Origin of the sequence: Pseudomonas sp. WS 5412, from assembly GCF_012985615.1 — a bacterium.
GTDB lineage: Bacteria > Pseudomonadota > Gammaproteobacteria > Pseudomonadales > Pseudomonadaceae > Aquipseudomonas > Aquipseudomonas shahriarae.
This window is the reverse complement of record NZ_JAARMB010000001.1, coordinates 292953-318861: the sequence shown is the minus strand read 5'-3', so window position 1 is coordinate 318861 and position 25909 is coordinate 292953. Positions and strand designations below refer to the sequence as shown.

General features: G+C 61.5%; 19 protein-coding genes. 14 read left to right on the top strand and 5 right to left on the bottom strand.

Annotated elements, in window-relative coordinates:
* Positions 1-13 precede the first annotated feature (13 nt).
* The 7 genes from HBR94_RS01565 (at position 14) to HBR94_RS01535 (ending at position 8796) form a co-directional block, all read left to right on the top strand.
* Complete coding sequence (locus tag HBR94_RS01565) at positions 14-1609, top strand: ABC transporter substrate-binding protein (RefSeq protein ID WP_115129010.1); 1596 nt, start codon at positions 14-16, stop codon at positions 1607-1609.
* A 73-nt stretch (positions 1610-1682) separates the two neighbouring features.
* Entirely contained in the window at positions 1683-2693 is a 1011-nt protein-coding gene (locus HBR94_RS01560) for an ABC transporter permease subunit (RefSeq protein ID WP_032860135.1), read from the top strand.
* 10 nt (positions 2694-2703) lie between these two features.
* Positions 2704-3615 carry an ABC transporter permease subunit gene (locus tag HBR94_RS01555; RefSeq protein ID WP_029291943.1) on the top strand — a complete coding sequence of 304 codons (912 nt, stop codon included), beginning with the start codon at positions 2704-2706 and terminating at the stop codon, positions 3613-3615.
* A gap of 10 nt (positions 3616-3625) precedes the next feature.
* Positions 3626-4594 carry an ABC transporter ATP-binding protein gene (locus HBR94_RS01550; protein WP_057438051.1) on the top strand — a complete coding sequence of 323 codons (969 nt, stop codon included), beginning with the start codon at positions 3626-3628 and terminating at the stop codon, positions 4592-4594.
* A complete protein-coding gene (locus HBR94_RS01545) occupies positions 4594-5565 on the top strand; it encodes a peptide ABC transporter ATP-binding protein (protein ID WP_057958423.1) in 972 nt (323 codons plus the stop codon). The genes HBR94_RS01550 and HBR94_RS01545 overlap by 1 nt, the downstream gene beginning before the upstream one ends.
* 342 nt (positions 5566-5907) lie before the next feature.
* Entirely contained in the window at positions 5908-8166 is a 2259-nt protein-coding gene (locus tag HBR94_RS01540; protein ID WP_057438048.1) for a TonB-dependent siderophore receptor, read from the top strand.
* Positions 8167-8454: 288 nt separating this feature from the next.
* On the top strand, positions 8455-8796 hold the full coding sequence (locus HBR94_RS01535) for a hypothetical protein (protein WP_057958422.1): 342 nt from the start codon (positions 8455-8457) through the stop codon (positions 8794-8796).
* 58 nt (positions 8797-8854) lie between these two features.
* Here HBR94_RS01535 and HBR94_RS01530 read toward each other — a convergent pair whose 3' ends face one another.
* Positions 8855-10438 carry a peptide chain release factor 3 gene (locus HBR94_RS01530; protein ID WP_057438046.1) on the bottom strand — a complete coding sequence of 528 codons (1584 nt, stop codon included), beginning with the start codon at positions 10436-10438 and terminating at the stop codon, positions 8855-8857.
* Between the two features lie 331 nt (positions 10439-10769).
* Here HBR94_RS01530 and HBR94_RS01525 point away from each other — a divergent pair, with 331 nt between their 5' ends.
* The 5 genes from HBR94_RS01525 to HBR94_RS01505 all read left to right on the top strand — a co-directional run bounded on the left by HBR94_RS01525 (position 10770) and on the right by HBR94_RS01505 (position 15852).
* Positions 10770-11486, top strand: a complete 717-nt coding sequence (locus tag HBR94_RS01525; RefSeq protein ID WP_003215977.1) for an ABC transporter permease — start codon at positions 10770-10772, stop codon at positions 11484-11486.
* 20 nt (positions 11487-11506) lie between these two features.
* On the top strand, positions 11507-12400 hold the full coding sequence (locus HBR94_RS01520) for a glycine betaine ABC transporter substrate-binding protein (RefSeq protein WP_057438044.1): 894 nt from the start codon (positions 11507-11509) through the stop codon (positions 12398-12400).
* Between the two features lie 13 nt (positions 12401-12413).
* A complete protein-coding gene (locus HBR94_RS01515; protein ID WP_027604864.1) occupies positions 12414-13067 on the top strand; it encodes an ABC transporter permease in 654 nt (217 codons plus the stop codon).
* Complete coding sequence (locus HBR94_RS01510) at positions 13064-14221, top strand: ABC transporter ATP-binding protein (protein ID WP_104910916.1); 1158 nt, start codon at positions 13064-13066, stop codon at positions 14219-14221. Before HBR94_RS01515 ends, HBR94_RS01510 begins: the two co-directional genes overlap by 4 nt.
* A 467-nt stretch (positions 14222-14688) precedes the next feature.
* Positions 14689-15852 (top strand): type III PLP-dependent enzyme, encoded by a 1164-nt coding sequence (locus HBR94_RS01505; protein ID WP_032861941.1) that lies wholly within the window; start codon positions 14689-14691, stop codon positions 15850-15852.
* On the opposite strand, the gene HBR94_RS01500 is transcribed toward HBR94_RS01505, so the two are convergent.
* Together HBR94_RS01500 and HBR94_RS01495 are read right to left on the bottom strand one after the other, a co-directional pair.
* Positions 15843-16625: a tetratricopeptide repeat protein gene (locus HBR94_RS01500; protein ID WP_170044045.1), complete on the bottom strand. Its 783-nt coding sequence runs from the start codon at positions 16623-16625 to the stop codon at positions 15843-15845. The two genes, HBR94_RS01505 and HBR94_RS01500, sit on opposite strands and share 10 nt — an antisense overlap.
* 2 nt (positions 16626-16627) lie before the next feature.
* On the bottom strand, positions 16628-17308 hold the full coding sequence (locus HBR94_RS01495; RefSeq protein WP_057441033.1) for a Fe2+-dependent dioxygenase: 681 nt from the start codon (positions 17306-17308) through the stop codon (positions 16628-16630).
* Between the two features lie 216 nt (positions 17309-17524).
* Between HBR94_RS01495 and HBR94_RS01490 the strand changes: the two genes are divergently transcribed.
* Positions 17525-19810: a TonB-dependent siderophore receptor gene (locus HBR94_RS01490; protein WP_057441035.1), complete on the top strand. Its 2286-nt coding sequence runs from the start codon at positions 17525-17527 to the stop codon at positions 19808-19810.
* A 136-nt stretch (positions 19811-19946) separates the two neighbouring features.
* A complete protein-coding gene (locus HBR94_RS01485; RefSeq protein WP_170044044.1) occupies positions 19947-22469 on the top strand; it encodes a sulfite reductase flavoprotein subunit alpha in 2523 nt (840 codons plus the stop codon).
* 124 nt (positions 22470-22593) lie between these two features.
* Here the strand turns inward: HBR94_RS01485 and HBR94_RS01480 are convergent, their stop codons facing one another.
* Positions 22594-24135 carry an alkaline phosphatase D family protein gene (locus HBR94_RS01480; protein ID WP_170044043.1) on the bottom strand — a complete coding sequence of 514 codons (1542 nt, stop codon included), beginning with the start codon at positions 24133-24135 and terminating at the stop codon, positions 22594-22596.
* A gap of 72 nt (positions 24136-24207) precedes the next feature.
* On the bottom strand, positions 24208-25908 hold the full coding sequence (locus HBR94_RS01475; protein ID WP_170044042.1) for a PTS fructose-like transporter subunit IIB: 1701 nt from the start codon (positions 25906-25908) through the stop codon (positions 24208-24210).
* Position 25909: the final 1 nt, after the last annotated feature.

Genomic DNA, 25909 nt, shown 5'->3' with positions numbered 1-25909 from the left:
AGAGGGCTCTTCAATGAAAATGCTCCCGTTACAAGCCGCCATGACCGCTGCACTGCTGAGTGTGGCCCTGGGCATTTCGGCCAAGCCGCTGGTGGTCTGCACCGAAGCCAGTCCGGAAGGCTTCGACCCGGTCCTGTACACCACGGCCGTCACCGCCGATGCTGCGGCCGAAACCATGTTCAACCGCCTGGTGGACTTCAAGCCCGGCACTACTGAAATCAGGCCTGCACTCGCCAAATCGTGGGACATCAGTGAAGACGGCCTGACCTATACCTTCCACCTGCGTGATGACATCAAGTTCCACACCACCGACTACTTCAAGCCCACGCGCAACCTGAATGCCGACGACGTGCTCTGGAGCTTCCAGCGTCAACTGGACCCGAAACACCCGTGGCACAACAAGTCCACCACCGGTTTCCCCTATTTCGAAAGCATGGGTTTCAAGGAACTGCTCAAAAGCGTCGAGAAGACCGATGACCACACCGTGGTCTTCACTCTGACCCGCCCCGAAGCCCCGTTCCTGGCCGATGTCGCGATGCCCTTCACCGCCATCCACTCCGCCGAATACGCCGACAAACTGCTGGCCGCCAACAAGACCGGCGAGCTCAACAGCAAGCCGATCGGCACCGGCCCGTTTATTTTTACCCGCTACCAGAAAGATGCCCAGGTGCGCTTCAAGGCCAACCCGGAATACTTCCGTGGCAAGCCGCCCGCCGACCCGCTGATCCTGGCCATCGCGGTGGATAACAACGTGCGCCTGCAAAAGCTCAAGGCCAATGAGTGCCAGATCGCGCTGTATCCAAAGCCTGACGACCTGCCGAGTATCAAGGCCGATCCAAACCTGAAGGTCGCGGAACTGGCGGCGATGACCACCGCCTACACCGCCATGAACACCACCCACAAGTACATGAGCGACGCGCGGGTGCGCCACGCGATCAACATCGCGTTCGACAAACAGGGCTATAACGAATCCCTGTACGGCAAAGGCAATGCCATCGACGCCACCGGCCCGTACCCGCCGACCCTGCTGGGCTTCAACGACCAGCTGAAAAACCCGCCCCGCGACCTGGACAAGGCCCGTGCCCTGCTCAAGGAAGCCGGCGTGCCGGAAGGCACCGAATTCACCCTGTTCACCCGCAACGGCGGCGGCCCGACCAACCCCAACCCGATGCTCGGCGCCCAGCGCATGCAGGCGGATCTGGCGAAGATTGGCCTGAAGGTCAATATCAGGGTCATGGAGTGGGGCGAAATGCTCAAGCGCGCCAAAGCCGGCGAACACGACATGGTTTCCGCCGGCTGGGCCGGAGACAACGGCGACCCCGACAACTTCCTCACGCCCAACCTGAGTTGCGATGCCGCTAAAAACGGCGAAAACTACGCCCGCTGGTGTAACCAAGAGTTTCAGGGTTTGATCGACAAGGCCCGCGCCGTGGCTGAACCCGCCGAACGCGCCGCACTCTATGAACAAGCGCTGGTCGTTTTCGACAAGGACCAACCATGGATCCCCATGGCCTACCCGAAAATGTTCACCGCCATGCGCAAGAACGTCGAGGGTTATACCCAGAGCCCCCTGACCAACAATAACTTCGCCACCACCCAGGTGAAGTAATAAGAGACGCCCGGTTCCGTCGACGTTGACGGAGCCGGACCTGCCTAACCGGCTGATTGAGGTAGACAACACGATGTTTAGTTTTATTGCCCGCCGATTGGGGTTATTGATCCCCACGTTCTTCGGCATCACGTTGCTGACTTTTGCGTTGATTCGCATGATCCCTGGCGACCCCGTAGAAGTCATGATGGGCGAAAGGCGGGTTGACCCCGAGATGCACGCCCAGGCAATGGAACGCCTTGGCTTGAACAAACCCTTGTATGCGCAATACCTGGACTACGTCGGCAAGCTCGCCCAGGGCGACCTCGGCGAATCCCTGCGCACCCGCACCAGCGTCTGGACCGAGTTCAGCGCCCTGTTCCCCGCGACCCTGGAACTGTCCATGGCCGCCCTGTTGTTCGCCGGCATCCTCGGGCTATTGGCCGGGGTGATAGCGGCACTCAAGCGAGGATCCCTGTTCGACCATGGGGTGATGGGCATCTCCCTGGCGGGATATTCGATGCCGATCTTCTGGTGGGGCCTGATCCTGATCATGTTCTTCTCGGTGAGCCTGGGCTGGACCCCGGTTTCCGGGCGTATCGACCTGCTCTACGACATCGAGCCGCGCACCGGTTTCATGCTGATCGACACCCTGCTGGCCGACGAGCCGGACGCATTCTGGGATGCCCTGCACCACCTGATCCTGCCGGCCATCGTACTGGGCACCATCCCGCTGGCAGTGATTGCGCGGATGACCCGTTCCTCGATGCTTGAAGTGCTGCGCGAAGACTACATCCGTACCGCCAAGGCCAAGGGCCTGTCGCCGGCGCGTGTGGTGTTCGTGCATGGCCTGCGTAACGCGCTGATCCCGGTGCTGACAGTGGTAGGCCTGCAAGTCGGCACACTGCTGGCCGGTGCGGTTTTGACCGAAACCATCTTCTCCTGGCCCGGCATCGGCAAATGGCTGATCGAAGCCATTGGCGCGCGGGACTACCCGGTGGTGCAAAACGGCATCCTGCTGATCGCCTGTCTGGTGATCCTGGTGAACTTCGTGGTGGATATCCTCTACGGCTTCGCCAACCCACGCATCCGTCACCAGCGCTGAGATCATGACCATGACCACACCAACTCAAGTGTCAGCAGTCGATCAAAGCCTGCTGTACCCGTCGCCGTACAAAGAATTCTGGCAAGCCTTCTCCAAGAACAAGGGCGCGGTTGCCGGCCTGCTGTTTATGTTGCTGATCGTGTTCTGCGCGATCTTCGCCCCCTGGGTGGCGCCCCATAACCCGAGCGAGCAATACCGCGACTTCCTGCTGACCCCGCCGTCGTGGCTGGAAGGTGGGCAGATCCAGTTTTTGCTGGGCACCGACGAACTGGGCCGCGACCTGCTGTCGCGCCTGATCCAGGGCTCACGCCTATCGTTGCTGATCGGTTTGTCGTCGGTGGTGATGTCGCTGATCCCGGGGATCCTGCTGGGCCTGTTCGCCGGGTTCTTCCCGCGCTTGCTCGGCCCGACCATCATGCGTTTGATGGACATCATGCTGGCCCTGCCGTCGCTGCTGCTGGCCGTGGCGATTGTCGCCATCCTCGGCCCTGGCCTGATCAACACCGTGATCGCGATTGCCATTGTGTCGCTGCCGTCCTACGTGCGCCTGACCCGCGCGGCGGTGATGGGCGAGCTCAACCGTGACTACGTGACCGCCGCGCGCCTGGCCGGTGCCGGCCTGCCGCGCCTGATGTTCGTGACCGTGCTGCCCAACTGCATGGCGCCATTGATCGTGCAGGCCACCTTGAGCTTCTCCTCGGCGATTCTCGATGCCGCCGCCCTGGGCTTCCTCGGTCTTGGCGTGCAACCGCCGACACCTGAGTGGGGCACCATGCTGGCTTCGGCCCGTGACTACATCGAACGTGCCTGGTGGGTCGTGAGCCTGCCTGGTTTGACCATTTTGCTCAGCGTGCTGGCAATCAACCTGATGGGCGACGGCCTGCGCGATGCGCTGGACCCGAAACTCAAGAATGCCGCGTGAGGAGATTCCCATGTCACTGCTAGAAATCAAGAATCTCAATGTGCGCTTCGGCGACAAAACCGCTGTGCCGGTGGTCGATGGCCTCGACCTGTCCGTGGACAAAGGCGAAGTGTTGGCCATCGTTGGCGAGTCGGGTTCGGGTAAGTCCGTGACCATGATGGCGCTGATGGGCCTGATCGAGCATCCCGGCATTGTCACCGCCGACTCGCTGACCTTCGACGGCAAGGACATGCTCAAACTGAGCAATCGCCAGCGCCGGCAGATCGTCGGCAAAGACCTGGCGATGGTGTTCCAGGACCCGATGACCGCGCTGAACCCCAGCTACACCGTGGGCTTCCAGATTGAAGAAGTACTGCGCCTGCACCTGAAAATGTCCGGCAAGCAAGCGCGCAAGCGGGCCATTGAACTGCTGGAAAAGGTCGAGATCCCTGGCGCCTCCAGCCGTATGGATGCCTACCCGCACCAACTGTCCGGCGGCATGAGCCAGCGTGTGGCAATTGCCATGGCGATTGCCGGCGAACCAAAGCTGCTGATCGCCGACGAACCCACCACCGCCCTGGACGTGACCATCCAGGCGCAGATCATGGAACTGCTGCTGGCTCTGCAAAAAGAACAGAACATGGGCCTGGTGCTGATCACCCACGACCTCGCAGTCGTCGCGGAAACCGCTCAGCGCGTGTGCGTGATGTACGCCGGCCAAGCGGTGGAAGTCGGCCAGGTGCCCGGCCTGTTCGATGTACCGGCGCACCCGTACAGCGAAGCGTTGCTGGCGGCGATCCCGGAACACAGCATGGGCGCCGCCCGTCTGTCGACCTTGCCGGGCATCGTCCCCGGTCGGTATGACCGCCCGCAAGGCTGCCTGCTGTCGCCACGCTGCCCGTATGTGCAAGACAGCTGCCGCCAGACCCGTCCGACCCTGGACCCGCAAGCCCACAGCCTTGTGCGCTGCTTCTACCCCTTGAACCAGGAGGTGGCGTAATGGCCGTCGTTCTTACCGCCCGCGACCTGACCCGTCACTACGAAGTGTCCCGTGGCCTGTTCAAGGGCCACGCCACCGTGCGCGCCCTCAATGGCGTGTCGTTCGAGCTGGAAGCCGGCAAGACCCTCGCCGTCGTGGGCGAGTCGGGGTGTGGCAAATCCACCCTGGCCCGCGCGCTGACGCTGATTGAAGAGCCCTCGTCCGGCTCGCTGAAAATCGCCGGCCAGGAAGTCGCCGGCGCCGACAAGGCCCAGCGCAAACAACTGCGCAAAGACGTGCAGATGGTGTTCCAGAGCCCCTATGCCTCGTTGAATCCGCGGCAGAAAGTCGGTGATCAACTGGGCGAGCCGCTGTTGATCAACACCAACCTGTCCGCCGCCGAACGCCGCGAAAAAGTGCAGGCGATGATGAAGCAAGTGGGCCTGCGCCCTGAGCATTATCAGCGTTACCCGCACATGTTCTCCGGTGGCCAGCGCCAGCGCATTGCCCTGGCCCGCGCCATGATGCTGCAACCCAAGGTGCTGGTGGCGGATGAACCGACCTCGGCCCTCGACGTGTCGATCCAGGCCCAGGTGCTCAACCTGTTTATGGACCTGCAGCAGCAGTACAACACGGCCTACGTGTTCATTTCCCACAACCTGGCGGTGGTGCAACACGTTGCCGACCACGTGATGGTGATGTACCTCGGTCGCCCGGTGGAAATGGGCGCGAAGAACGACATCTACGAGCGCCCGCTGCACCCTTACACCCAGGCGTTGCTGTCGGCCACCCCGACCATTCACCCGGACCCGAACAAGCCGAAGATCAAGATCGTCGGCGAGCTGCCCAACCCGCTTAACCCGCCCTCCGGCTGTGCGTTCCATAAGCGCTGCCCGTATGCCACCGAGCGCTGCAGCAGTGAAGAGCCGCTGCTGCGTGAACTGGACAACCGCCAAGTGGCTTGCCATCACGCGGAGCAGTTCGTGGCCTAACCCCCTGTAGGGGTGGACTTGTGTGGGAGCGGGCTTGCCCGCGATAGCATCAGCGCGGTTTAACTGACAGTGCGAGGTGCCTGCATCGCGGGCCAGCCCTATCCCACACAAGCCCCTCTCCCACAGGGCGATACAGCGTTGTACAGCCTCTCCCGCCAGATTGCGCATCAGTCTGGCGGGAGGGGCTTTTTTGTTTTTAGCAAAGTGTAAAAGTTGTAAATGACATTTACTTGTATTTGATAATGACTAGCATTCCGGCGCACAGAGGGCGCCGAATCCTGCTGGAAGGCAGTTCTGGTGCATCTCGCTCAGTTGCCACCTTCCCTAAAGGATTCTGCGGACATGTCACCTCGATTCAGGCTCAGCCATTTCTCCCTGGCGTTTATCGCCGCCCTCTCGTCTCCCGCACTGCTGGCGGATACCTTGGAAAGAGAACACGGCAAAGTGCCGGTAGCCGCTACCGACCTGCCCGTCGATGGCACCTCCCAAGCCCTGGAGTTGAGCGAAACACGAATCCTGGGCACCGCTGCCGAAGAACTCAAACAAGCCCCCGGCGTGTCGATCATCACCGCCGAAGACATCAAGAAACGCCCGCCGACCAACGACCTGTCGGACATCATCCGCCGTGAACCGGGCGTCAACCTCAGTGGCAACAGCTCCAGCGGCAGCCGAGGCAACAACCGCCAGATCGACCTGCGCGGCATGGGCCCGGAAAACACCCTGATCCTGATCGATGGCAAGCCCTCGACCTCGCGCAACGCCGTGCGCTACGGCTGGAGCGGCGACCGTGACACCCGTGGCGAAACCAACTGGGTGCCGGCCGAAGAGGTCGAACGCATTGAAATCCTGCGTGGCCCGGCGGCTGCTCGCTACGGCTCCGGGGCCATGGGCGGGGTGATCAACATCATCACCAAGCGCCCCACCGACCAGTTGCACGGCTCGCTGACCACCTACGTGTCGCTGCCCGAAGACGATGCCGAAGGCATGAGCAAACGCACCAACTTCAACCTCAGCGGCCCGTTGAGCGACACCTTGGCGTTCCGGGTGTATGGCGGCCTGAACAAGACCGATGCCGATGACTCCACCATCAACCAGGCCGAGCAGGCTAGCGCAGACTCGTTGGTCGCCGGCCGCGAGGGTGTGCGCAACAAGGACGTCAACGGTTTGCTCAGTTGGCAATTCACCCCCGAGCAGACCCTGGACCTGGAAGCCAGCTACAGCCGTCAGGGCAATATCTTCGCCGGCGACACCATGCTCAACGGCGGCGGTGTATTCGTGAACAGCCTGGTCGGCAAGGAAACCAGCGTGATCCAGCGCAGCAGTTTCTCCGCCACCCACCGTGGCGAGTTCGACTGGGGCTCGACCATGGCATCGCTGAGCCACGACCTGACCCGCAACGCACGCCTAAACGAAGGCCTGGCGGGTTCCGGCGAGGGCGCGCCCTCCGCCACCGCTGGCCGTTTCGAATCGCGGCTGCGCAACACCCGGGCCACGGCTGAGGTCAACCTGCCCCTGAGTTTCGGCACCGAGCAGGTGCTGACCCTGGGCAGCGAATACCTCTACGAGTCGATGAACGACCCGGGTTCGCTGCGCCCACAAAGCTACGACCCTGGCACAGGTGGCGTACCGAGCATTCCGGGGATGAGCCGCAGCAGCACCAAGACCACGGCCTCCAGCTATGCGCTGTTCGCCGAGGACAACATCGAAGTCGGCAGCAAGACCATCATCACCCCCGGCCTGCGCTACGACGATCATGAAGAGTACGGCGGCAACTGGAGCCCGAGCCTCAACGCCTCGCACCAACTGACCGATGAGCTGAGCCTAAAGGGCGGTATTGCCCGCGCCTACAAGACGCCCAACCTGTACCAGTCCAACCCCAACTACTTGCTGTACAGCCGTGGCAACGGCTGCAACGCCAGCGAAGCCAACTCCGGCGGCTGCTACCTGGTGGGTAACCCGGACCTGAAACCGGAAATCAGCGTCAACAAGGAAATCGGCCTGGCCTATGACAAAGGCACCTGGCGCACCAGCGCGACCTACTTCCGTAATGACTACAAGAACAAAATCAACGCCAGCAACACCGCCGCCTACCGCCTGGACGGAGGGCGCCGCGTGCTGGAGTGGGAAAACAGCGGGGCGGCACTGGTGCAGGGGGTCGAGGGCAACCTGTTCATGACCTTGCGCGACGACCTGGACTGGAACACCAACCTGACCTACATGATCGACTCCAAGGACAAGGACACCGGCGAACCGCTGAGTGTCATTCCCAAGTACACGGTCAACACCACCCTGGACTGGCAGGCCACCGACAAGCTGTCGTTCCAGGTCAGCGGCACCTACTACGGCAAGCAGGAGGCGCCGACCCTCAACTCCCGCAGCGCCAATCGCTATGATCGCAGCGCCCAGCAGGATGTGGACCCGTACGGTTTGATGGGGTTGAGCAGCGGCTACGAGTTCACCAAGAACCTGAGTGTGCGCGTGGGCATCGAGAACCTGCTGGACAAGCGCCTGTATCGCAAAGGCAATGCTGACGATGCCGGTGCCCAGACGTATAACGAACCGGGTCGGGCTTACTTTGCGTCGGTGACGGCTTCGTTCTAAGGGCCATGCTGTTGAAGGTCTTTGAATAGTCAGCTGTATCTGGACACTTTGGCGAGGGGACAAATCCCCTCGCCACCAGTGGGTGTTACCTTTAATTAAGCGTTAGCAATTACCGTTTATTCGCGAGCAAACCAACGACAAGTCCGACATTAAAAACAGCACTATCGCCCACCAACAAAGTAAACTTTCCGCAACTTGTAACTACCATGTTTCCGCAATTGCGCAACGCAATCTCAGAAGAATAAAGTCCGCCAGCTACAACTTCCTATATTCTTTGCGAGAACTGTCATGAGAGAAATTTCAAAATCTCTGAAAAAGCTGCTGTCTGATATCTACGAGGACGGCGACGTGTCGCTGATGGAGTTCAAGGCCTTGCAGGTTGAATCCGACCTGCGTTGGGGAAGGGTGGTCGATGAACTGGGGAAAAACAATACATTGCTGGCATTTCAAAGTTCGATGGATGTTGCCATGCACTTATTGTTTTTGAGCCTGAACTACATAAAGGACCAGGAAATCACTGATGTGGGCGAAGCCATTGTCAAGGATGCAATAGCCGCACAAGTTGAAACGCTAATGGCCGGTGCTGAACTGTCCCTTAAACAACTTAAAGTTGGCCCCAACACCCGGTAATCTACCGCAAAAAAAGGCGAAGCCATCACAGCTTCGCCTTTTTTTATACCGCTAACCCTTAGTGGTGTTCGCGGGTCGCACGGAATTTCACATCCGGCCAGCGCTCTTCCATCAACGCCAGGTTCACCCGGGTAGGCGCCAGGTAGGTCAGGTGGCCACCGCCGTCGATGGCGAGGTTTTCCACGGCCTTGTTGGAGAACTCCTCCAACTTCTTCTTGTCACTGCAATCAATCCAGCGTGCCGAGTACACGGTGATCGGCTCGTAGGAGCATTCGACCTTGTATTCCTCTTTCAAGCGGCTGGCCACCACATCGAACTGCAGCACACCCACGGCGCCGAGGATGATGTCGTTGCTGCGCTCGGGGAAGAACACCTGGGTGGCGCCCTCTTCCGCCAATTGCTGCAGACCTTGGCGCAGCTGCTTGGATTTCAGCGGGTCGCGCAGGCGTACGCGGCGGAACAGTTCCGGGGCGAAGTGCGGGATACCGGTGAAGCTCAGGGCTTCGCCTTCGGTGAAGGTGTCGCCGATCTGGATGGTGCCGTGGTTGTGCAAACCGATGATATCGCCGGCAAACGCTTCTTCCAGTTGCTCACGCTCCGAGGAGAAGAACGTCAGGGCGTCGCCGATGCGTACGTCCTTGCCGGTGCGTACGTGGCGCATCTTCATGCCTTTTTCGTACTTGCCGGAGCAGATACGCATAAAGGCGATACGGTCGCGGTGCTTGGGGTCCATGTTCGCCTGGATCTTGAACACGAAGCCGCTGAATTTCTCTTCAACCGGCTCCACGGTACGCTCGTTGGCAACCCGCGCCAGTGGTTTCGGTGCCCAATTGACCACCGCATCCAGTACGTGGTCGACGCCGAAGTTGCCCAGGGCGGTACCGAAGAACACCGGGGTCAGTTGCCCGTCGAGGAATTCCTGCTGGTTGAACTCATGGCAGGCGCCCTGCACCAGTTCCAGTTGATCGACGAAGCGGTCGTACTCGTCACCCAGGTGGGCGCGGGCCTCATCGGAGTCGAGTTTCTCGATGATCTTCACATCGGTGCGTTCGTGACCGTGGCCGGCGGTGTAGACAATGATGTAGTCGTCGGCCAGGTGGTACACGCCCTTGAAGTCGCGGTAGCAGCCAATCGGCCAGGTGATCGGCGCGGCCTTGATCTTCAGGACGGCTTCGATTTCATCCAGCAGTTCGATCGGGTCGCGGATGTCACGGTCGAGTTTGTTGATAAAGCTGACGATCGGCGTATCACGCAGGCGGCACACGTCCATCAGCGCGATGGTGCGTGGCTCGACGCCCTTACCGCCGTCGAGGACCATCAAGGCCGAGTCCACCGCGGTCAGGGTGCGGTAGGTATCTTCGGAGAAGTCTTCGTGGCCCGGGGTGTCGAGCAGGTTGACCATGTGGTCGCGATAGGGGAACTGCATGACCGACGTGGTAATGGAAATACCCCGTTGTTTCTCCATCTCCATCCAGTCAGAGGTGGCATGGCGATCGGATTTGCGGGATTTCACCGTGCCGGCCACTGCGATCGCCTTGCCCATCAGCAGGAGCTTTTCGGTGATGGTGGTTTTACCGGCATCGGGGTGGGAAATAATGGCGAAAGTGCGGCGTTTCGCGACTTCGGCGGCCTGGTGGGTCATGGGAAATCGCCTGGCAGGTGAGTCAAAAAAGGGCGGCGAGTATAGCGCAAACCCGGGGAGCCAGACCACCGTTCACCCGATTGGGGGTGGCTAAATGCTGCCAAGTATGGAACCTTTTAAAAGGTAGAGACGTCCACTCCCCTGCTACCGCACTCGTGACAGGGGCTGAAAAATCAGCAAGTTAGCCTGACGAGGCTGCGCTCATGGCTTGATCGCATACCGCGTTGCCGGTATCGGCGAGCTGCTTTTCGCGAACATATTCGCCGACAGCCAGGAATGGCATTGCCGCTCGGAAATGTGTTCGCCGACAAAAGAAAAAAGGAGTCCGCCTGTGGCTATTCGCTATGGCAAAGGGCTGATAGGAGGAGCGGTTGTCGTCGCTCTCCTGGCCCTGCTGGTCCACTGGATCGGCATCAACACGATCGAACTGTACCGCGACGATTTGTTGTTTTACCTGCAAGCTCACCTGATTCTTGTACTTGTCTCCATGCTGGCTGCCCTGATCGTAGGGATCCCCGCCGGTATCCTGCTCAGCCGACCGAATATGGTCGGGCGCGCAGAACGCTTCATGCAGATCTTCAACATCGGCAACACCGTCCCTCCCCTGGCCGTACTGGCCATCGCCCTCGGCGTCCTCGGCATCGGCAGTGGCCCGGCCATCTTCGCCCTGTTCCTCGCCTCCTTGCTGCCCATCGTGCGCAATACCTACGAAGGCCTGAAAAACGTGCAGGGTTCCTTGAAGGAAGCCGCCGTCGGCATCGGCATGACCCCACGCCAGGTGCTGTTTCGCGTCGAATTGCCCAACGCCGTGCCGATCATTATCGGTGGCGTACGTGTGGCCCTGGCAATCAACGTCGGCACCGCACCGCTGGCGTTCCTGATTGGCGCCAATAGCCTGGGCAGCCTGATCTTCCCCGGCATCGCCCTGAACAACCAGCCGCAATTGCTGCTCGGCGCCGCGTGCACCGCGCTGCTGGCATTGCTGCTTGACGGTCTGGTGACCATGGCCAGCCGCCTCTGGCTGGAACGCGGGTTGCGTCCGTCTTAAGGCTTGGCAAAGGAATTCACATGAAAAAACTGACTTTGATACTGAGCTGCGTCCTGCTGTTTGCAGGCATTGCGCAAGCTGCTGAAAAACCGGTGATCCGCATCGGCGCCCGGGTCTTCACCGAACAGACCCTGCTCGCCGAAATCACCTCCCAGTACCTGCGCACCAAGGGGTACGACACCCGCGTGACCGGCGGCCTGGGCAGCAACCTGGCGCGCAGTGCCCAGGAAAGCGGGCAACTGGACCTGATCTGGGAATACACCGGCGTGTCCCTGGTGGCCTACAACCATGTGGACGAGAAGCTCGACAGCGAACAGTCCTACGCACGGGTTAAAGAACTCGACGCAAAAAAAGGCCTGGTCTGGCTGTCGCCGTCGAAATTCAGCAACACCTACGCCCTGTCCCTGCCGGAAAACGTGGCCAAGGAGTATCCGCAGATCAACACCATCAGCGACCTGACCCAGGCGCTGGACGAGACAACCCGTGAAAACCGCCTGGTGGCCCTGGACACCGAGTTCGCCAACCGTTCCGACGGCATGGCCGGCATGGTCAAGCTGTACGGCATGAACCTCACCCGCAAGAACACCCGGCAGATGGACGCCGGTCTGGTCTACACCGCCTTGCGCAATGGCCAGGTATTTGCCGGCCTGGTGTACACCACCGACGGTCGCCTCAATGCCTTCAAATTGAAGCTGCTGGAAGATGACCTGCACTACTTCCCGGACTACACCGCAGCCCCCGTGGTGCGTCAGGTTTATCTGGATGCCCACCCGCAATTGGCCGCCGACCTCAAGCCACTGGCAGCGCTGTTCGACGATGAAACCATGCGCCAGCTGAACGCGCGGGTCGACGTCGACCATGAAAGCCCATCGGCTGTAGCCGCTGATTTCCTGCGCCAGCACCCACTCAACTAAAAGAGGAGAAGACATGGAATTTCTGAACGCCTTTTCCCATCTTGATTGGGCCCAAGTCCTGCACCTGACCTGGCAGCACATCACCCTGGTCGGGATCGCCGTGATCCTCGCGATCGTCGTAGGCGTGCCCCTGGGCGTGCTGATGACCCGCTTCCCGACCCTGGCCGGCCCGTTGCAAGCCAGTGCCACGGTGCTGCTGACGGTGCCATCGATTGCCCTGTTCGGCCTGCTGCTGCCGTTCTACTCCAAATTTGGCCAGGGCCTGGGGCCGATGCCGGCGATCACCGCCGTATTCCTCTACTCCCTGCTGCCGATCATGCGTAACACCTACCTGGCCCTGACCGGCGTCGAGCCGGGCATCCGCGAAGCCGCCAAAGGCATTGGCATGACCTTCGGCCAGCGCCTGCGCATGGTCGAGCTGCCGATTGCCGTGCCGGTGATCCTCGCCGGGGTGCGCACCGCCGTGGTGATGAACATCGGTGTAATGACCATTGCCGCCACCATCGGCGCCGGTGGCCTGGGTGTACTTATTCTGGCTTCCATCAGCCGCAGCGACATGTCGATGCTGATCGTTGGCGCCGTGCTGGTCAGTCTCCTGGCCATCTTCGCCGACCTGCTTCTGCAATGGCTGCAACGCTCGCTGACTCCAAAAGGATTGCTCAAATGATCGAACTTCAAAACCTGTCCAAGACCTTCCAAAGCAACGGCAAGACTGTCACCGCCGTTAACGACGTGAGCCTGACTGTCAATGAAGGCGAGATTTGCGTGTTCCTCGGTCCCTCGGGCTGCGGCAAGAGCACCACGCTGAAGATGATCAACCGCCTGATCAAGCCCTCCTCGGGCAAGATCCTGATCAACGGCGAAGACACCACCGACCTCGACGAAGTGACCCTGCGCCGCAATATCGGCTACGTGATCCAGCAGATCGGCCTGTTTCCCAACATGACCATCGAGGAAAACATCGTGGTCGTGCCCAAGCTGCTGGGCTGGGACAAGCAGAAATGCCACGACCGCGCCCGCGAGTTGATGAGCATGATCAAGCTCGAACCCAAGCAGTATCTGCACCGCTACCCGCGCGAGCTGTCCGGTGGCCAGCAACAGCGCATCGGCGTGATCCGCGCCCTGGCGGCCGACGCGCCGTTGCTGCTGATGGATGAGCCGTTCGGCGCGGTCGACCCGATCAACCGCGAGATGATCCAGAACGAGTTCTTCGAGATGCAACGCGCGCTGAACAAGACAGTAATCATGGTCAGCCATGACATCGACGAGGCAATCAAACTGGGCGACAAAATCGCCATCTTCCGCGCCGGCAAACTGTTGCAGATCGACCACCCGGACACTCTGCTGGCCCATCCTGCCGACGAGTTTGTCAGCAACTTTGTCGGCCAGGACAGCACCCTCAAGCGCCTGCTGCTGGTCAAGGCCGAAGACGCGGCGGACAACGCCCCGTCGGTCAGCCCGGAAACCCCGGTGGCCGATGCCCTGGAGCTGATGGACGAGCATGACCGCCGCTATGTGGTGGTCACCTGCGCCGAGAACAAGGCGCTGGGTTATGTACGACGTCGCGACCTGCATCGTCAGACGGGTACCTGCGCCCAATACCTGCGCGAGTTCAACGCCACGGCGGCGTTTGACGAGCACTTGCGCATCCTGTTGTCGCGCATGTACGAGTTCAACCGCTCGTGGCTGCCGGTGATGGATGCCGAGCGGGTGTTTTTGGGTGAGGTGACCCAGGAGTCGATTGCCGAGTACCTGAGCTCTGGTAAGTCCCGTGGGGGCAAGACCAGTATTGTGTCGCCTGCCGAGACTGCACTGGCCTGACACCACTCGGTCAAAATTGTGGGAGCGGGCTTGCTCGCGAAAGCGGTGTGTCAGTCACTGAATGGGTGCTGACCCACCGCCTTCGCGAGCAAGCCCGCTCCCGCATTTAGTTCTGCTGGGTGTCAGGAAATAGCCTGATTCCTCCTCATTGGGGAACATCAATCCGTCACACCGGTCGGTTACATAAGTAGCTGAACTGGGTCACGCGACGAACGCGTGCAAAAACGCGACATTTTTAGTTGATCTCAAGCCCCTCACGCCCTAAAGTTCGCGCCGAACGTCCATGCTGGAAACGATCCATCCGGCTCAAGTACTGACGACGAGACAGCAAGGCCAAGGGAAGCTTATCCCGTGGCCTTTTTGCTTTCGGCGACATGCCTTGGGAAGTAGGCGAACCAAAGTGGGGATACGGAGGACGTTCATTTGCACCCATTGTTAATTTCAGTTTGCCCTTAGGAGTTCCCAGCATGTCGATCAACGTCGAAGATTATTTCGCGCGCGCCACTTTTGACAAAATGAAGGCGTTCGCCGACAAGCAAGAAACCCCGTTCGTGGTGATCGACACCGCGATGATCAGCCAGGCCTACGATGACCTGCGCGCCGGTTTCGAATTCGCCAAGGTGTACTACGCCGTCAAGGCCAACCCGGCTGTCGAGATCATCGACCTGTTGAAAGACAAGGGTTCGAGCTTCGACATCGCCTCGATCTACGAGCTGGACAAGGTCATGGACCGCGGCGTCAGCGCCGACCGTATCAGCTACGGCAACACCATCAAGAAATCCAAGGACATCCGCTACTTCTACGAGAAGGGCGTGCGCCTGTTCTCCACCGACTCCGAAGCCGACCTGCGCAACATCGCCAAGGCCGCGCCGGGCTCGAAAGTCTATGTGCGCATCCTCACCGAAGGCTCGACCACGGCTGACTGGCCTCTGTCGCGCAAATTCGGCTGCCAGACCGACATGGCCATGGACCTGCTGATCCTCGCCCGCGATTTGGGCCTGGTGCCTTACGGCATCTCGTTCCACGTGGGTTCGCAGCAGCGTGATATCAGCGTGTGGGACGCCGCCATTGCCAAGGTCAAGGTGATCTTCGAGCGTTTGAAAGAAGAAGACGGCATCCACCTCAAGCTGATCAACATGGGCGGTGGCTTCCCGGCCAACTACATCACCCGCACCAACAGCCTGGAAACCTACGCCGAGGAAATCATCCGCTTCCTCAAGGAAGACTTCGGTGACGAGCTGCCGGAAATCATCCTGGAACCAGGCCGTTCGTTGATCGCCAACGCCGGGATCCTGGTCAGTGAAGTGGTGTTGGTCGCCCGTAAATCCCGCACCGCCGTCGAGCGTTGGGTGTACACGGATGTGGGCAAGTTCTCCGGCCTGATCGAAACCATGGACGAAGCCATCAAGTTCCCGATCTGGACCGAGAAAAAGGGCGAGATGGAAGAAGTGGTGATCGCCGGTCCTACCTGCGACAGCGCCGATATCATGTACGAAAACTACAAGTACGGCCTGCCGCTGAACCTGGCCATTGGTGACCGCCTGTACTGGCTGTCCACGGGTGCGTACACCACCAGCTATAGCGCAGTTGAATTCAACGGTTTCCCGCCGCTGAAATCCTTCTACGTCTGATCCCGTAGGAGCCGGCTTGCCGGCTCCTGCAATTCCTCTGCGCGTTGTTGGTAGGCATCGGCCATGGCGCGAATCTGCGGATCATTGGCCGCTGCCAGCGCTTTATGGGCCACCCGCAAGAACTTCAGATTCCCGCCCTCCAGCGCCTTGTGCAACCACTCAAGCGCCGCTTCGATCTGCTCGTGCTCAGCCAGCATGGCCGCATAACTGAACTGCCCGCGAAAATCCCCACCTTGCGCCGAGCGGCGATACCACTCAAGCGCTGCGGGCACGTCTTGCGCACAGAACTGCCCTTCTTCCAGGTAACGCCCCAACAGGTTCATCGACTTGGCATGCCCCCGTTCGGCAGCCTGGCGATAACAGGCCAGTGCCTGCTGCTGGTCTTGCGTCACCCCGCGCCCGGTGGCCAGCAGGTTGGCGTAGTTGTACAGCCCCCAATCCAACCCGGCTTCTGCCGCCTGGCGGTACTCCCCGGCAGCCGCCCGCTCATTGGCGGCGCAACCCCAACCATGCTCCAGGCAGCGCCCCACCATATTGCGGGCCATCAAGTGGCCGCCCTGGGCGGCAATCCGGAACCAGCGCAGGGCCAGCGCTTCATCGCGCTCGATCCCGCGCCCTTCCAGGAGGATTTGCCCCAGCAGCGCCTGGGCATCGAGCACGCCCTCCTTCGCCGCCATCAGGATCGCCTGGGCCGCGCGGGCCGGTGATTCGTCGAGCATGGCCCGCAGTTGTTCGCCGTCGAGGCGTTCTTCGCGGCGCAAGTGAAAAGCCATGCTCAGACCTCGACCCAGCGACGCAACAGGTTGTGATAGGTGCCGGTGAGCTGGATCAGCGCCGGGTGGTCCGGTACGTCACGGCTCAGTTGCTGGATCGCACCGTCCATTTCGAACAGCAACGTACGCTGGCTGTCTTCGCGCACCAGGCTTTGGGTCCAGAAAAACGCGGCATAGCGCGCACCCCGGGTCACGGCATTGACCTTGTGCAGGCTGGAGCCTGGGTACAACACCATGTCACCGGCCGGCAACTTGACCCGCTGCAGGCCGAAGGTGTCCTGGATCTCCAGTTCGCCGCCGTCGTATTCATCCGGGTCGCTGAAAAACAGCGTAGAGGACAGGTCAGTGCGTACCCGCTCGTGGCTGCCCTTGGGCTGGCGTACGGCGTTATCAATATGGAAGTCGAAGCTGCCGCCGGCGGTGTAGCAATTGAGCAGGGGCGGGAAGACTTTATGCGGCAGCGCCGCCGACATGAACTGCGGGTTTTGCCACAGGCGCTCGAGCATGGCCGCGCCGATTTCCTTGGCCAGTGGATGGCCCTCCGGCAATTGCAGATTGTGCTTGGCCTTGGCCGACTGATGACCGGCGGTGATCTTGCCGTCAGCCCAGTCCGCCTGCTCCAGGGCTTCGCGGATGCGCAATACCTCGTCGCGGGAGAACAGGCCGGGAATATGCAGCAGCATGGGGCGTTACCTGAGAGCAGAGGGGCGCCAATGGTATTGATTACTATTGGCGCTGTAAAACCCTGATCCGACGGGCAGACGTATGAGCCCGCAAAAACCGTAACTCCCGAAGTGTAAATTTTGTAAATAGGATGCAAATAGCAATGCCTCTCAATTGCTATGCATAATTGTTTACAATATATTTCGCGCCCTAACATCCTTGGGGTAGGGAATTTCATGTCGCGCCACATTACAAAAACACCAAACAGTTCACCGCGCTTGCTGGCCTCGGCCATTGGCGTGGCCATCAGCGCCAGCTCCGTGGCCCACATGGCGCAAGCGGCCGAAGAGACCGAACAAAAAGGCGAGCGCAACAGCATTTCCCTGGGAGCCACCAGCATCACCGGCCAGGAACAGGACGCGACCTCCTACCAGACCGAAAACGCCTCTTCGCAGAAATACACCGCGCCGCTGGTCGACACCCCGCGCTCCGTCACCGTGGTACCGGCGCAGGTACTCAAGGACACTGCCGCCACCTCGCTGCAGGACGCTCTGCGTACCGTGCCGGGCATTACCTTTGGTGCTGGCGAAGGCGGCAACCCCCAGGGCGACCGCCCGTTCATCCGCGGCTTCGATGCCCAGGGCGACACCTACCTGGACGGCGTGCGTGACACCGGCGGCCAGAGCCGGGAAATTTTCGATATCGAGTCCATCGAAGTCAGCAAGGGCCCCAACTCCTCGTTTGGGGGCCGTGGCTCGGCCGGTGGCAGCCTTAACCTGGTGAGCAAAACCCCACAAGCACGGGACTTCCTCAACGGCGGTTTTACCTACGGCTCCGACCAGACCCGTCGCTATGCCCTCGACGTCAACCGCCAGTTCCTCGACAGTGCCGCGTTTCGCCTGAACCTGATGAGCCACGAACAGAACGTGGCCGGCCGCGACGCAGTCAACTACGACCGTTGGGGCGTGGCACCGTCGCTGACCTTTGGCCTGGGCACCCCGACCCGCGTCAACCTCAGCTACTACCATATGGAAAGCAACGACCTGCCGGATTCGGGCATTCCTTATGGCTATAGCTCCGCCGCAGCCACCAACCATGGTCACGACAAGCCTACCGACGGCGGCGACAGCAGCAACTTCTACGGCCTCAAGGATCGCGACTTCCGCAAGACCCGCGCCGATATCAGTACGTTCTCCATCGAGCACGATCTGAACGACAACATGACGATCAAGAACACCCTGCGTCATGGCAGTACGGGTCAGGATTACGTCCTCACTCAGCCGGACGACAGCAAACTCAACGTCAACCAGTTCGGCACCGTCTGGCGCCGGGCCAATAGCCGTGTGTCGACCACCACGACCACCACCAACCAGACCGATCTGTTTGGCAGCTTCCAGGCCCTGGGCTTCAAGCACAGCTACTCCACCGGCCTGGAATTTACCGGGGAAGAAACCCGTGTCAGCGGTTACACCGTCAGCCCAAACACTAACCCTGTCTGCACTGTGGCCGGGGGTGGCAAGGGTGGTCAGTGCACGTCATTGAGCGACCCGAACCCAAACGATGCCTGGACCGGCAGCGTCGCCCGCAACTACATGGGCACCAACACCAAGGCCACCAGCCGCGCCGCGTACGTGTTCGACACCATCGAGCTCGATCCACAGTGGCTGCTGAACGTTGGCCTGCGTTATGACACCTTCGACACCGTCGCCAACACCAACGCAGCCACCGGCCGTACCAAGCTCAAAGACGACAGCCAGTTCTTCAACTGGCAGGCCGGCCTGGTCTGGAAGCCGATGGAAAACGGCAGCATCTACACCTCCTATGCCACTTCGGCCTCGCCCGCTGGCGGCCTGGTGGGTGAAGGTGTCGACTCCAACGCCATCCCAACCGGCATCAACACCAGCGACATGAAGCCGGAAGAAACCGTCAACTACGAGCTGGGCACCAAGTGGGATCTGTTCCACGACCGCCTGTCCCTGACCGCTGCCGTGTTCCGCACCGAGAAGAAAAACGCGCGCATCCTGGTGAACTCCAACACCTATGAAAATGCCGGCGAATCCCGGGTCGATGGCCTGGAGCTTTCCGCCAGCGGCAAACTCACCGAGCAGTGGCAGGTATTCGCCGGCTACAGCTACCTGAAAAGCGAGCTGGTGGACCCAGGCAAAAACGGCAACCGCCAAGGCGTGGTGACTGCGGGCTCCAACAAAGGCAACGAAATGCCCAACACGCCGAAGCACTCCTTCAGCCTGTGGACCACCTATGACATCACCTCGAAACTGACCGTCGGTGGCGGCGCGTTCTATGTGGACGACGTCTACGGCGACCCGGCCAACACCGTCTACGTGCCGTCCTACACCCGCTACGACGCCATGGCCAGTTACAAGCTGACCAAAAACGTCGACCTGCAATTGAACGTGCAAAACCTGACCGACAAGACCTACTACGACAAGGCCTATGGCGCGCACTTCGCCAACCAGGCAGCCGGTCGTACCGCGCTGTTGACCACCAGCTTCCACTTCTAAGGCGCTAGACGTTTCATGCAAAAGCCCCGCGCATTGGCTGCCCGGGGCTTTCGTCTGTAAAAAAGAAAGTTTCTCGACCACCCACGGCATAATGCGCGCCGTAAAAATCATATCCAGCTCAGCGAGGCCGTCCGACGTGTTGAAGAAAACCCTGTTCCAGTTGCACTGGTTTTTCGGCATTACCGCCGGGCTGGTGTTGGCATTGATGGGGATTACCGGGGCCGCGTACTCGTTCCAGGATGAAATCCTGCGGGCGCTCAACCCCACGGTACTGACCGTGCAAAAACAACCCGCCGGGGTGCTGCCGCCCGCTGAACTGGTACGCAAGCTCGAAGCCACCGAAGGCAAGGCCGTGTCCATGCTGTGGGTAGAAAGCGAAAGCGGCAACGCTGCCCGCGTGTTCTTCACCCCGCCACCGGGCGAGCGCCGGGGGCAGATGCGCTACTTCGACCCGTACACCGGCGACTACCTGGGCGACGCCGTCGGCCAGGACTTTTTCGGCCTGATGCTGCAACTGCACCGCTTCCTCGCCATGGGTGACACCGGCCGGCAAATCACCGGCGCCTGTACGCTGATTCTGATTTTCTTCTGCCTTTCCGGCCTGTACCTGCGCTGGCCGCGCCAGGTGGCGAGCTGGCGTGCCTGGCTGACCCTGGACTGGCGCAAGAAAGGCCGCAGCTTCAACTGGGACCTGCACTCGGTGTTCGGCACCTGGTGCCTGCTGTTCTATCTGTTGGCCGCGCTTACCGGGCTGTCCTGGTCCTACGAGTGGTACAACAAAGGCCTGACCCGGCTGCTGTCCGATGCACCGCAGAACGAGCGGGTGCGCAATCGCGGCCCGGCGCCTGCGGGCCCGGCGCCCATCGCCAATTACGAGGCGATCTGGAGCAGCATCTACAGCTCTGCCGGCCCGGGCTTGAGCGCCTACAACATCCGTATGCCACCTGTCGCCGGGCAACCGGCCACGGTCTACTACCTGTTGCAGAGCTCGCCCCATGACCGCGCGCTGAACCAGATCAACCTCGACCCGGCCACAGGCGTCGTCAAAAGCGTCGAGCGCTATGGCGACAAAAGCCTCAAGGCGCAGTTGCTGACCAGCATCTATGCCCTGCATGTGGGCAGTTATTTCGGCCTGGTGGGGCGGATCATTCTTACCGTCACCGCGCTGTGCATGCCGCTGTTCTTTATTACCGGCTGGTTGCTGTACCTGGACCGCCGCCGCAAAAAACGCCAGGTGCGCGATGCCCGTAAAGGCCTGGGCGAGAACCACAGCGATGCACCGGCCTGGCTGATCGGTTTCGCCAGCCAGAGCGGGTTTGCCGAGCAACTGGCCTGGCAGACCGCCGGCCAGTTGCAGGCCGACGGGTTGCCGGTGAAGGTCAAGCCCCTGGGCAGCGTCAGCGAAGAGGACTTGCGCCAGTCGGAACACGCACTGTTTGTGGTCAGTACCTTCGGCGATGGCGAAGCACCGGACAGCGCGCGCGGCTTCGAACGCAGCGTGCTGGGGCGCGACCTTTCCCTCCAGGGCCTGAACTACTCGGTGCTGGCCCTGGGCGATCGCCAATACCAGCACTTCTGCGGCTTTGCCCGGCGCCTGCACTTCTGGCTGACCCACCAGGGCGGCAACGCATTGTTCGCCCCGGTCGAAGTCGACAGCGGCGACCAGGAGGCCCTGCTGCACTGGCAACACCAACTGGGGCAGATCACCGGCCATGCACCGGCCGCCTGGGCCAGCGCCCACTATGAAAGCTGGACCCTGAGCCGGCGTACCTTGCTCAACCCAGACAGCAGCGGCACGGGTGTCTACCTGCTGGGCCTCAACCCGCCCGCCCCGCGCGACTGGCTGGCCGGCGACCTGGTGGAAATTCTGCCACGCCATTGCCCGTGGGCCGTCGAGCATTTCCTCGATGGCCTGGGCATCGCCGGCACGGACGAAGTGCTTGTCGATGGCCTGGCGCGGCCCCTGGAACAGGTGCTGGCCAGCCGCCAATTGCCGGACAACCGCTCCCATCTGGTCGGCCTGCACGCCCAGGCGCTGGTGGAGGCACTGGTGCCAGTGGGCGTGCGCGAATACTCCATCGCCTCGATTGCCAGCGACGGCGTGCTGGAGCTGATCGTGCGCCAGGAACGCCACCCTGACGGCAGCCTGGGCCTGGGGTCGGGCTGGCTGACCGAGCACGCGCCGCTGGGTGCCGCGATCAGCCTGCGGTTGCGGCGCAACAGCGGCTTCCATCTGCCAACGGAGCCTGTGCCAATGATTCTGCTGGGCAACGGCACTGGCCTGGCCGGCTTGCGCAGCCTGCTCAAGGCGCGCATCGCCGATGGCCAGCAGCGCAACTGGTTGCTGTTCGGCGAACGCAACATCGCCCATGACTACCACTGCCAGGAGGAGCTGCAAGGCTGGTTGGCCAGTGGCGACCTGGCGTTGCTGGACCTGGCGTTTTCGCGGGATCAAGACGAGAAAATCTACGTCCAGGACCGCCTGCGCGAATCCGCCGATGTACTGCGTAAATGGCTCGCCGAGGGCGCAGCGATTTATGTCTGCGGGAGTTTGCAGGGCATGGCGGCCGGGGTGGATCAGGTGTTGGTGGATGTTCTGGGAAGCGAGGCGGTGCAACGCCTTATCGAACAGGGCCGCTACCGCCGGGATGTCTACTGACCTACACCTATCAAAATGTGGGAGCGGGCTTGCCCGCGATGGCGGTCTGTCAGTAACCGATTGGCTGGCTGATCTATCGCAATCGCGGGCAAGCCTGCTCCCACAGGTTTGGGCGCATTTCAGGTCAGGTGGGTTGGAGTTTTTGTTCGAATACCGACACGCCATCCAGGTCGCGCAACGTGACCGTCAGCTCCGCCGTTTGCCCATCAATCTGCACCTCGCCAAAAAACTGGAACCCGGCAAACGGCGACGTGTTTTGCGCCGGTGGGGCTTTTTCAAACACCACCTGCGGGCCAAAGGTTTTATCCAGCGGATTGGGCCCGAAGCTCCCTGCATTCAAGGGCCCCGCGACAAACTCCCAGAACGGCTCGAAATCCTGGAACGCCGCCCGGTCCGGGTGGTAGTGGTGCGCCGCGCAGTAGTGCACATCGGCGGTCAGCCACACATGGTTGCGCACCTGTTGCGCGCGCAGAAAACCGAGTAACTCGGCAATTTCCAGCTCACGGCCCTGGGCCGCGCCAGGGTCGCCGTTGGCCACCGCTTCCCAGCGCGGCACACCGGGGCTGACTTCGCCGTCGGGCACGCCGAGGCCGATAGGCATGTCGGCGGCAATCACCTTCCACTGCGCCTTCGATGCCTTGAGTCCGCCCTTGAGCCAGTCCAATTGCGCCCGCCCCAGAAACGGTTTGGCAGCGCCCAGGTTGCCATCGTTGGCCTCACGATAGCTGCGCATGTCCAGTACAAACACATCGAGCAACGGCCCGTAGCTGAGCTTGCGGTAGATGCGCCCGCCCTGATCGGCGCTCTGCAAGCGCATCGGCGCATATTCCAGCCAGGCCTGGCGTGCGCGGCCCACCAGGGTGGTGATGTCCTTGGTCTGGTAACGCTCGTCCAGTTGCTTGCCAGGCGACCAGTTGTTGACCACTTCGTGATCGTCCCATTGCCAGATCTGCGGCACCTGGGCATTGAAGCGGCGCACGTTCTCGTCCATCAGGTTGTAGCGATAGTTACCACGGTATTCATCCAGGGTTTCGGCGACTTTGCTCTTGGCCTCGGTGGTGAGGTTGCGCCAGATACGCCCGCTTTCGGTGGTCAGTTGCGCCGGCACCGGGCCGTCGGCGTAGATGGTGTCGCCGCTGTGGATAAAAAAATCCGGCAGGCGCAGACGCATGGCTTCGTAGATGCGCATGCCGCCGATGTCCGGGTTGATGCCGAAGCCCTGGCCGACGGTGTCGCCGCTCCACACAAAGCGGATATCGCGGCGCTGTTGCGGCACGCTGCGCAAGTGGCCGAACCAGGGCTCGCTAGCCACGCCGGTCTGCGCGTCCTCAAATTGCACACGGTAGAAAATCGCCTGGTCGGCGGGCAGCCCGGTCAACTCGACGCGGGCGGTGAAGTCGCTGCGGCTGTCGGCCAAAGACGAGATGAATCGGCGCGGGTTGCTGAACAGGCTGCGGGTATCCCACTCGACCACCATCCGTGCCGGGCGGTCGCAGCGACTCCAGATCATGGCGCGGTCGCCCAGCAAGTCGCCGGACTGCACGCCATCGGTCAACTGCGGCCGGTCCTTGACCGACGCGATCACCGCCGGTGCCAGCCCCGGCAACAGCAGGCCGGCGCCGACACCCTGAATCACCCGGCGACGGCCGGGGTTGAAGTGGCTCATGGCTTTCCCTCTGCACAGCAAAAGGAAAACTAAAGCATGGGCGGATGAAGCACAGATGACAGGCGCCGACACCTACATTGAGGCGACGGCCTCGGGGCGCTTGATCACGGCATACACCAAGCCGGTGAGCACGCTGCCAGCGACGATCGCCAACAGGTACAACAGCGCATGGTTGATGGTGTTCGGGATCAGCATCACAAACAGCCCGCCGTGGGGGGCCATCAGCTTGCAGCCGAAGTACATCGACAAGGCACCGGTCAATGCGCCGCCGGCGATGCTAGCCGGGATCACCCGTAGCGGGTCCTTGGCGGCAAACGGGATGGCGCCTTCGGAGATAAAGCACATGCCCAGGATCAACGCAGCCTTGCCGGCCTCGCGCTCGGTCTGGGCGAACTTGCGCCGGGCCAGGAACGTGGCGATTGCCATGCCAATCGGCGGCACCATGCCCGCGGCCATGGTGGCGGCCATCGGTGCGCCGCTCTGGGAGGCCAGCAGGCCGACGGAGAACGCGTAGGCCGCCTTGTTGATCGGCCCGCCAAGGTCGGCGCACATCATCCCGCCCAGCAGGATGCCCAGCAGCACCGCATTGGTGGTGCCCATGGTGCTGAGGAAGTCCGTCAGGCCCACTAGCATCTGCGCCACCGGCGGGCCGATCAGGTAGATCATCGCCAGGCCGGTGATCAGGCTCGCCAGCAACGGGATGATCAGGATCGGCTTGAGCGACTCCAGGCTCTGCGGCAATGGCACCGCGCGGGTAATCAGCTTGACGCTGTAGCCGGCGAGGAAACCGGCAAAGATCCCGCCGATAAAACCTGCGCCCAGGGTGCTGGCCAACAGGCCGCCGATCATCCCCGGCGCGAGGCCCGGACGGTCGGCAATCGAATAGGCGATGTAGCCGGCGAGCAGCGGCACCATCAGGGTGAAGGCATGGTCGCCGACCGCTTTGAGGGCCGCCGCCAGGGTGCCGGGCTCTTCGTAGGCGTGAATACCGAAGACGAAGGACAGGGCAATCAACAAGCCCCCGGCCACGACCATCGGCAACATGAATGACACGCCGGTCAGCAGGTGTTTGTAGACCCCGGTTTTCTCTGGTTTGGCCGCCGTACCGCTGGCGGCGCTTTCCTGCTGGCCTTCGGCCAGGGCTTTATCGAGGATCGCGGCGGACTGCTTGAGCGCAATGCCAGTGCCACAGCGGTAGATTTTCTTGCCGGCAAAGCGCTCGGTGGCCACTTCGATATCGGCGGCCAGCAGCACCACGTCGGCATCGCGAATGGCTTGCTCGGTCAGGGGCGTACGTGCGCCTACCGAGCCCTGGGTTTCCACCTGCAGGTCGTAACCCTTGGCCTTGGCGGCCTGCTGCAACGCTTCGGCGGCCATAAAAGTGTGGGCCACGCCGGTGGGGCAGGCGGTGATGGCGACAATGCGCGGCACGTTTTTTACCGTCGGCACTGTGGTGCTGGCAACGTACAACTGGGCCTCTTGCGCGCCCCGTTGCAGCACCGCTTCAACGTCCTGTAACGCCTGGGCCGGAGTGCTCTGGTACACGCGCTTGCCGACAAAGCGCTGCATGTCCACGGGCGTGCTGGCGACCAGCAACACCCATTCGGCCGCGTCGAGGGTGGCCTGGGAAAGGGCGCGCTCGGGGTGGTTCACGTCCACCACTTCCACGCTGGTGCTCCAGCCCTGGCGTTGTGCGGCGGCGTCCAGCAAGCGGGCGCACAGCACACTGGTGACCATGCCGTTGGGGCAGGCGGTAACAATGGCTAACTTCATG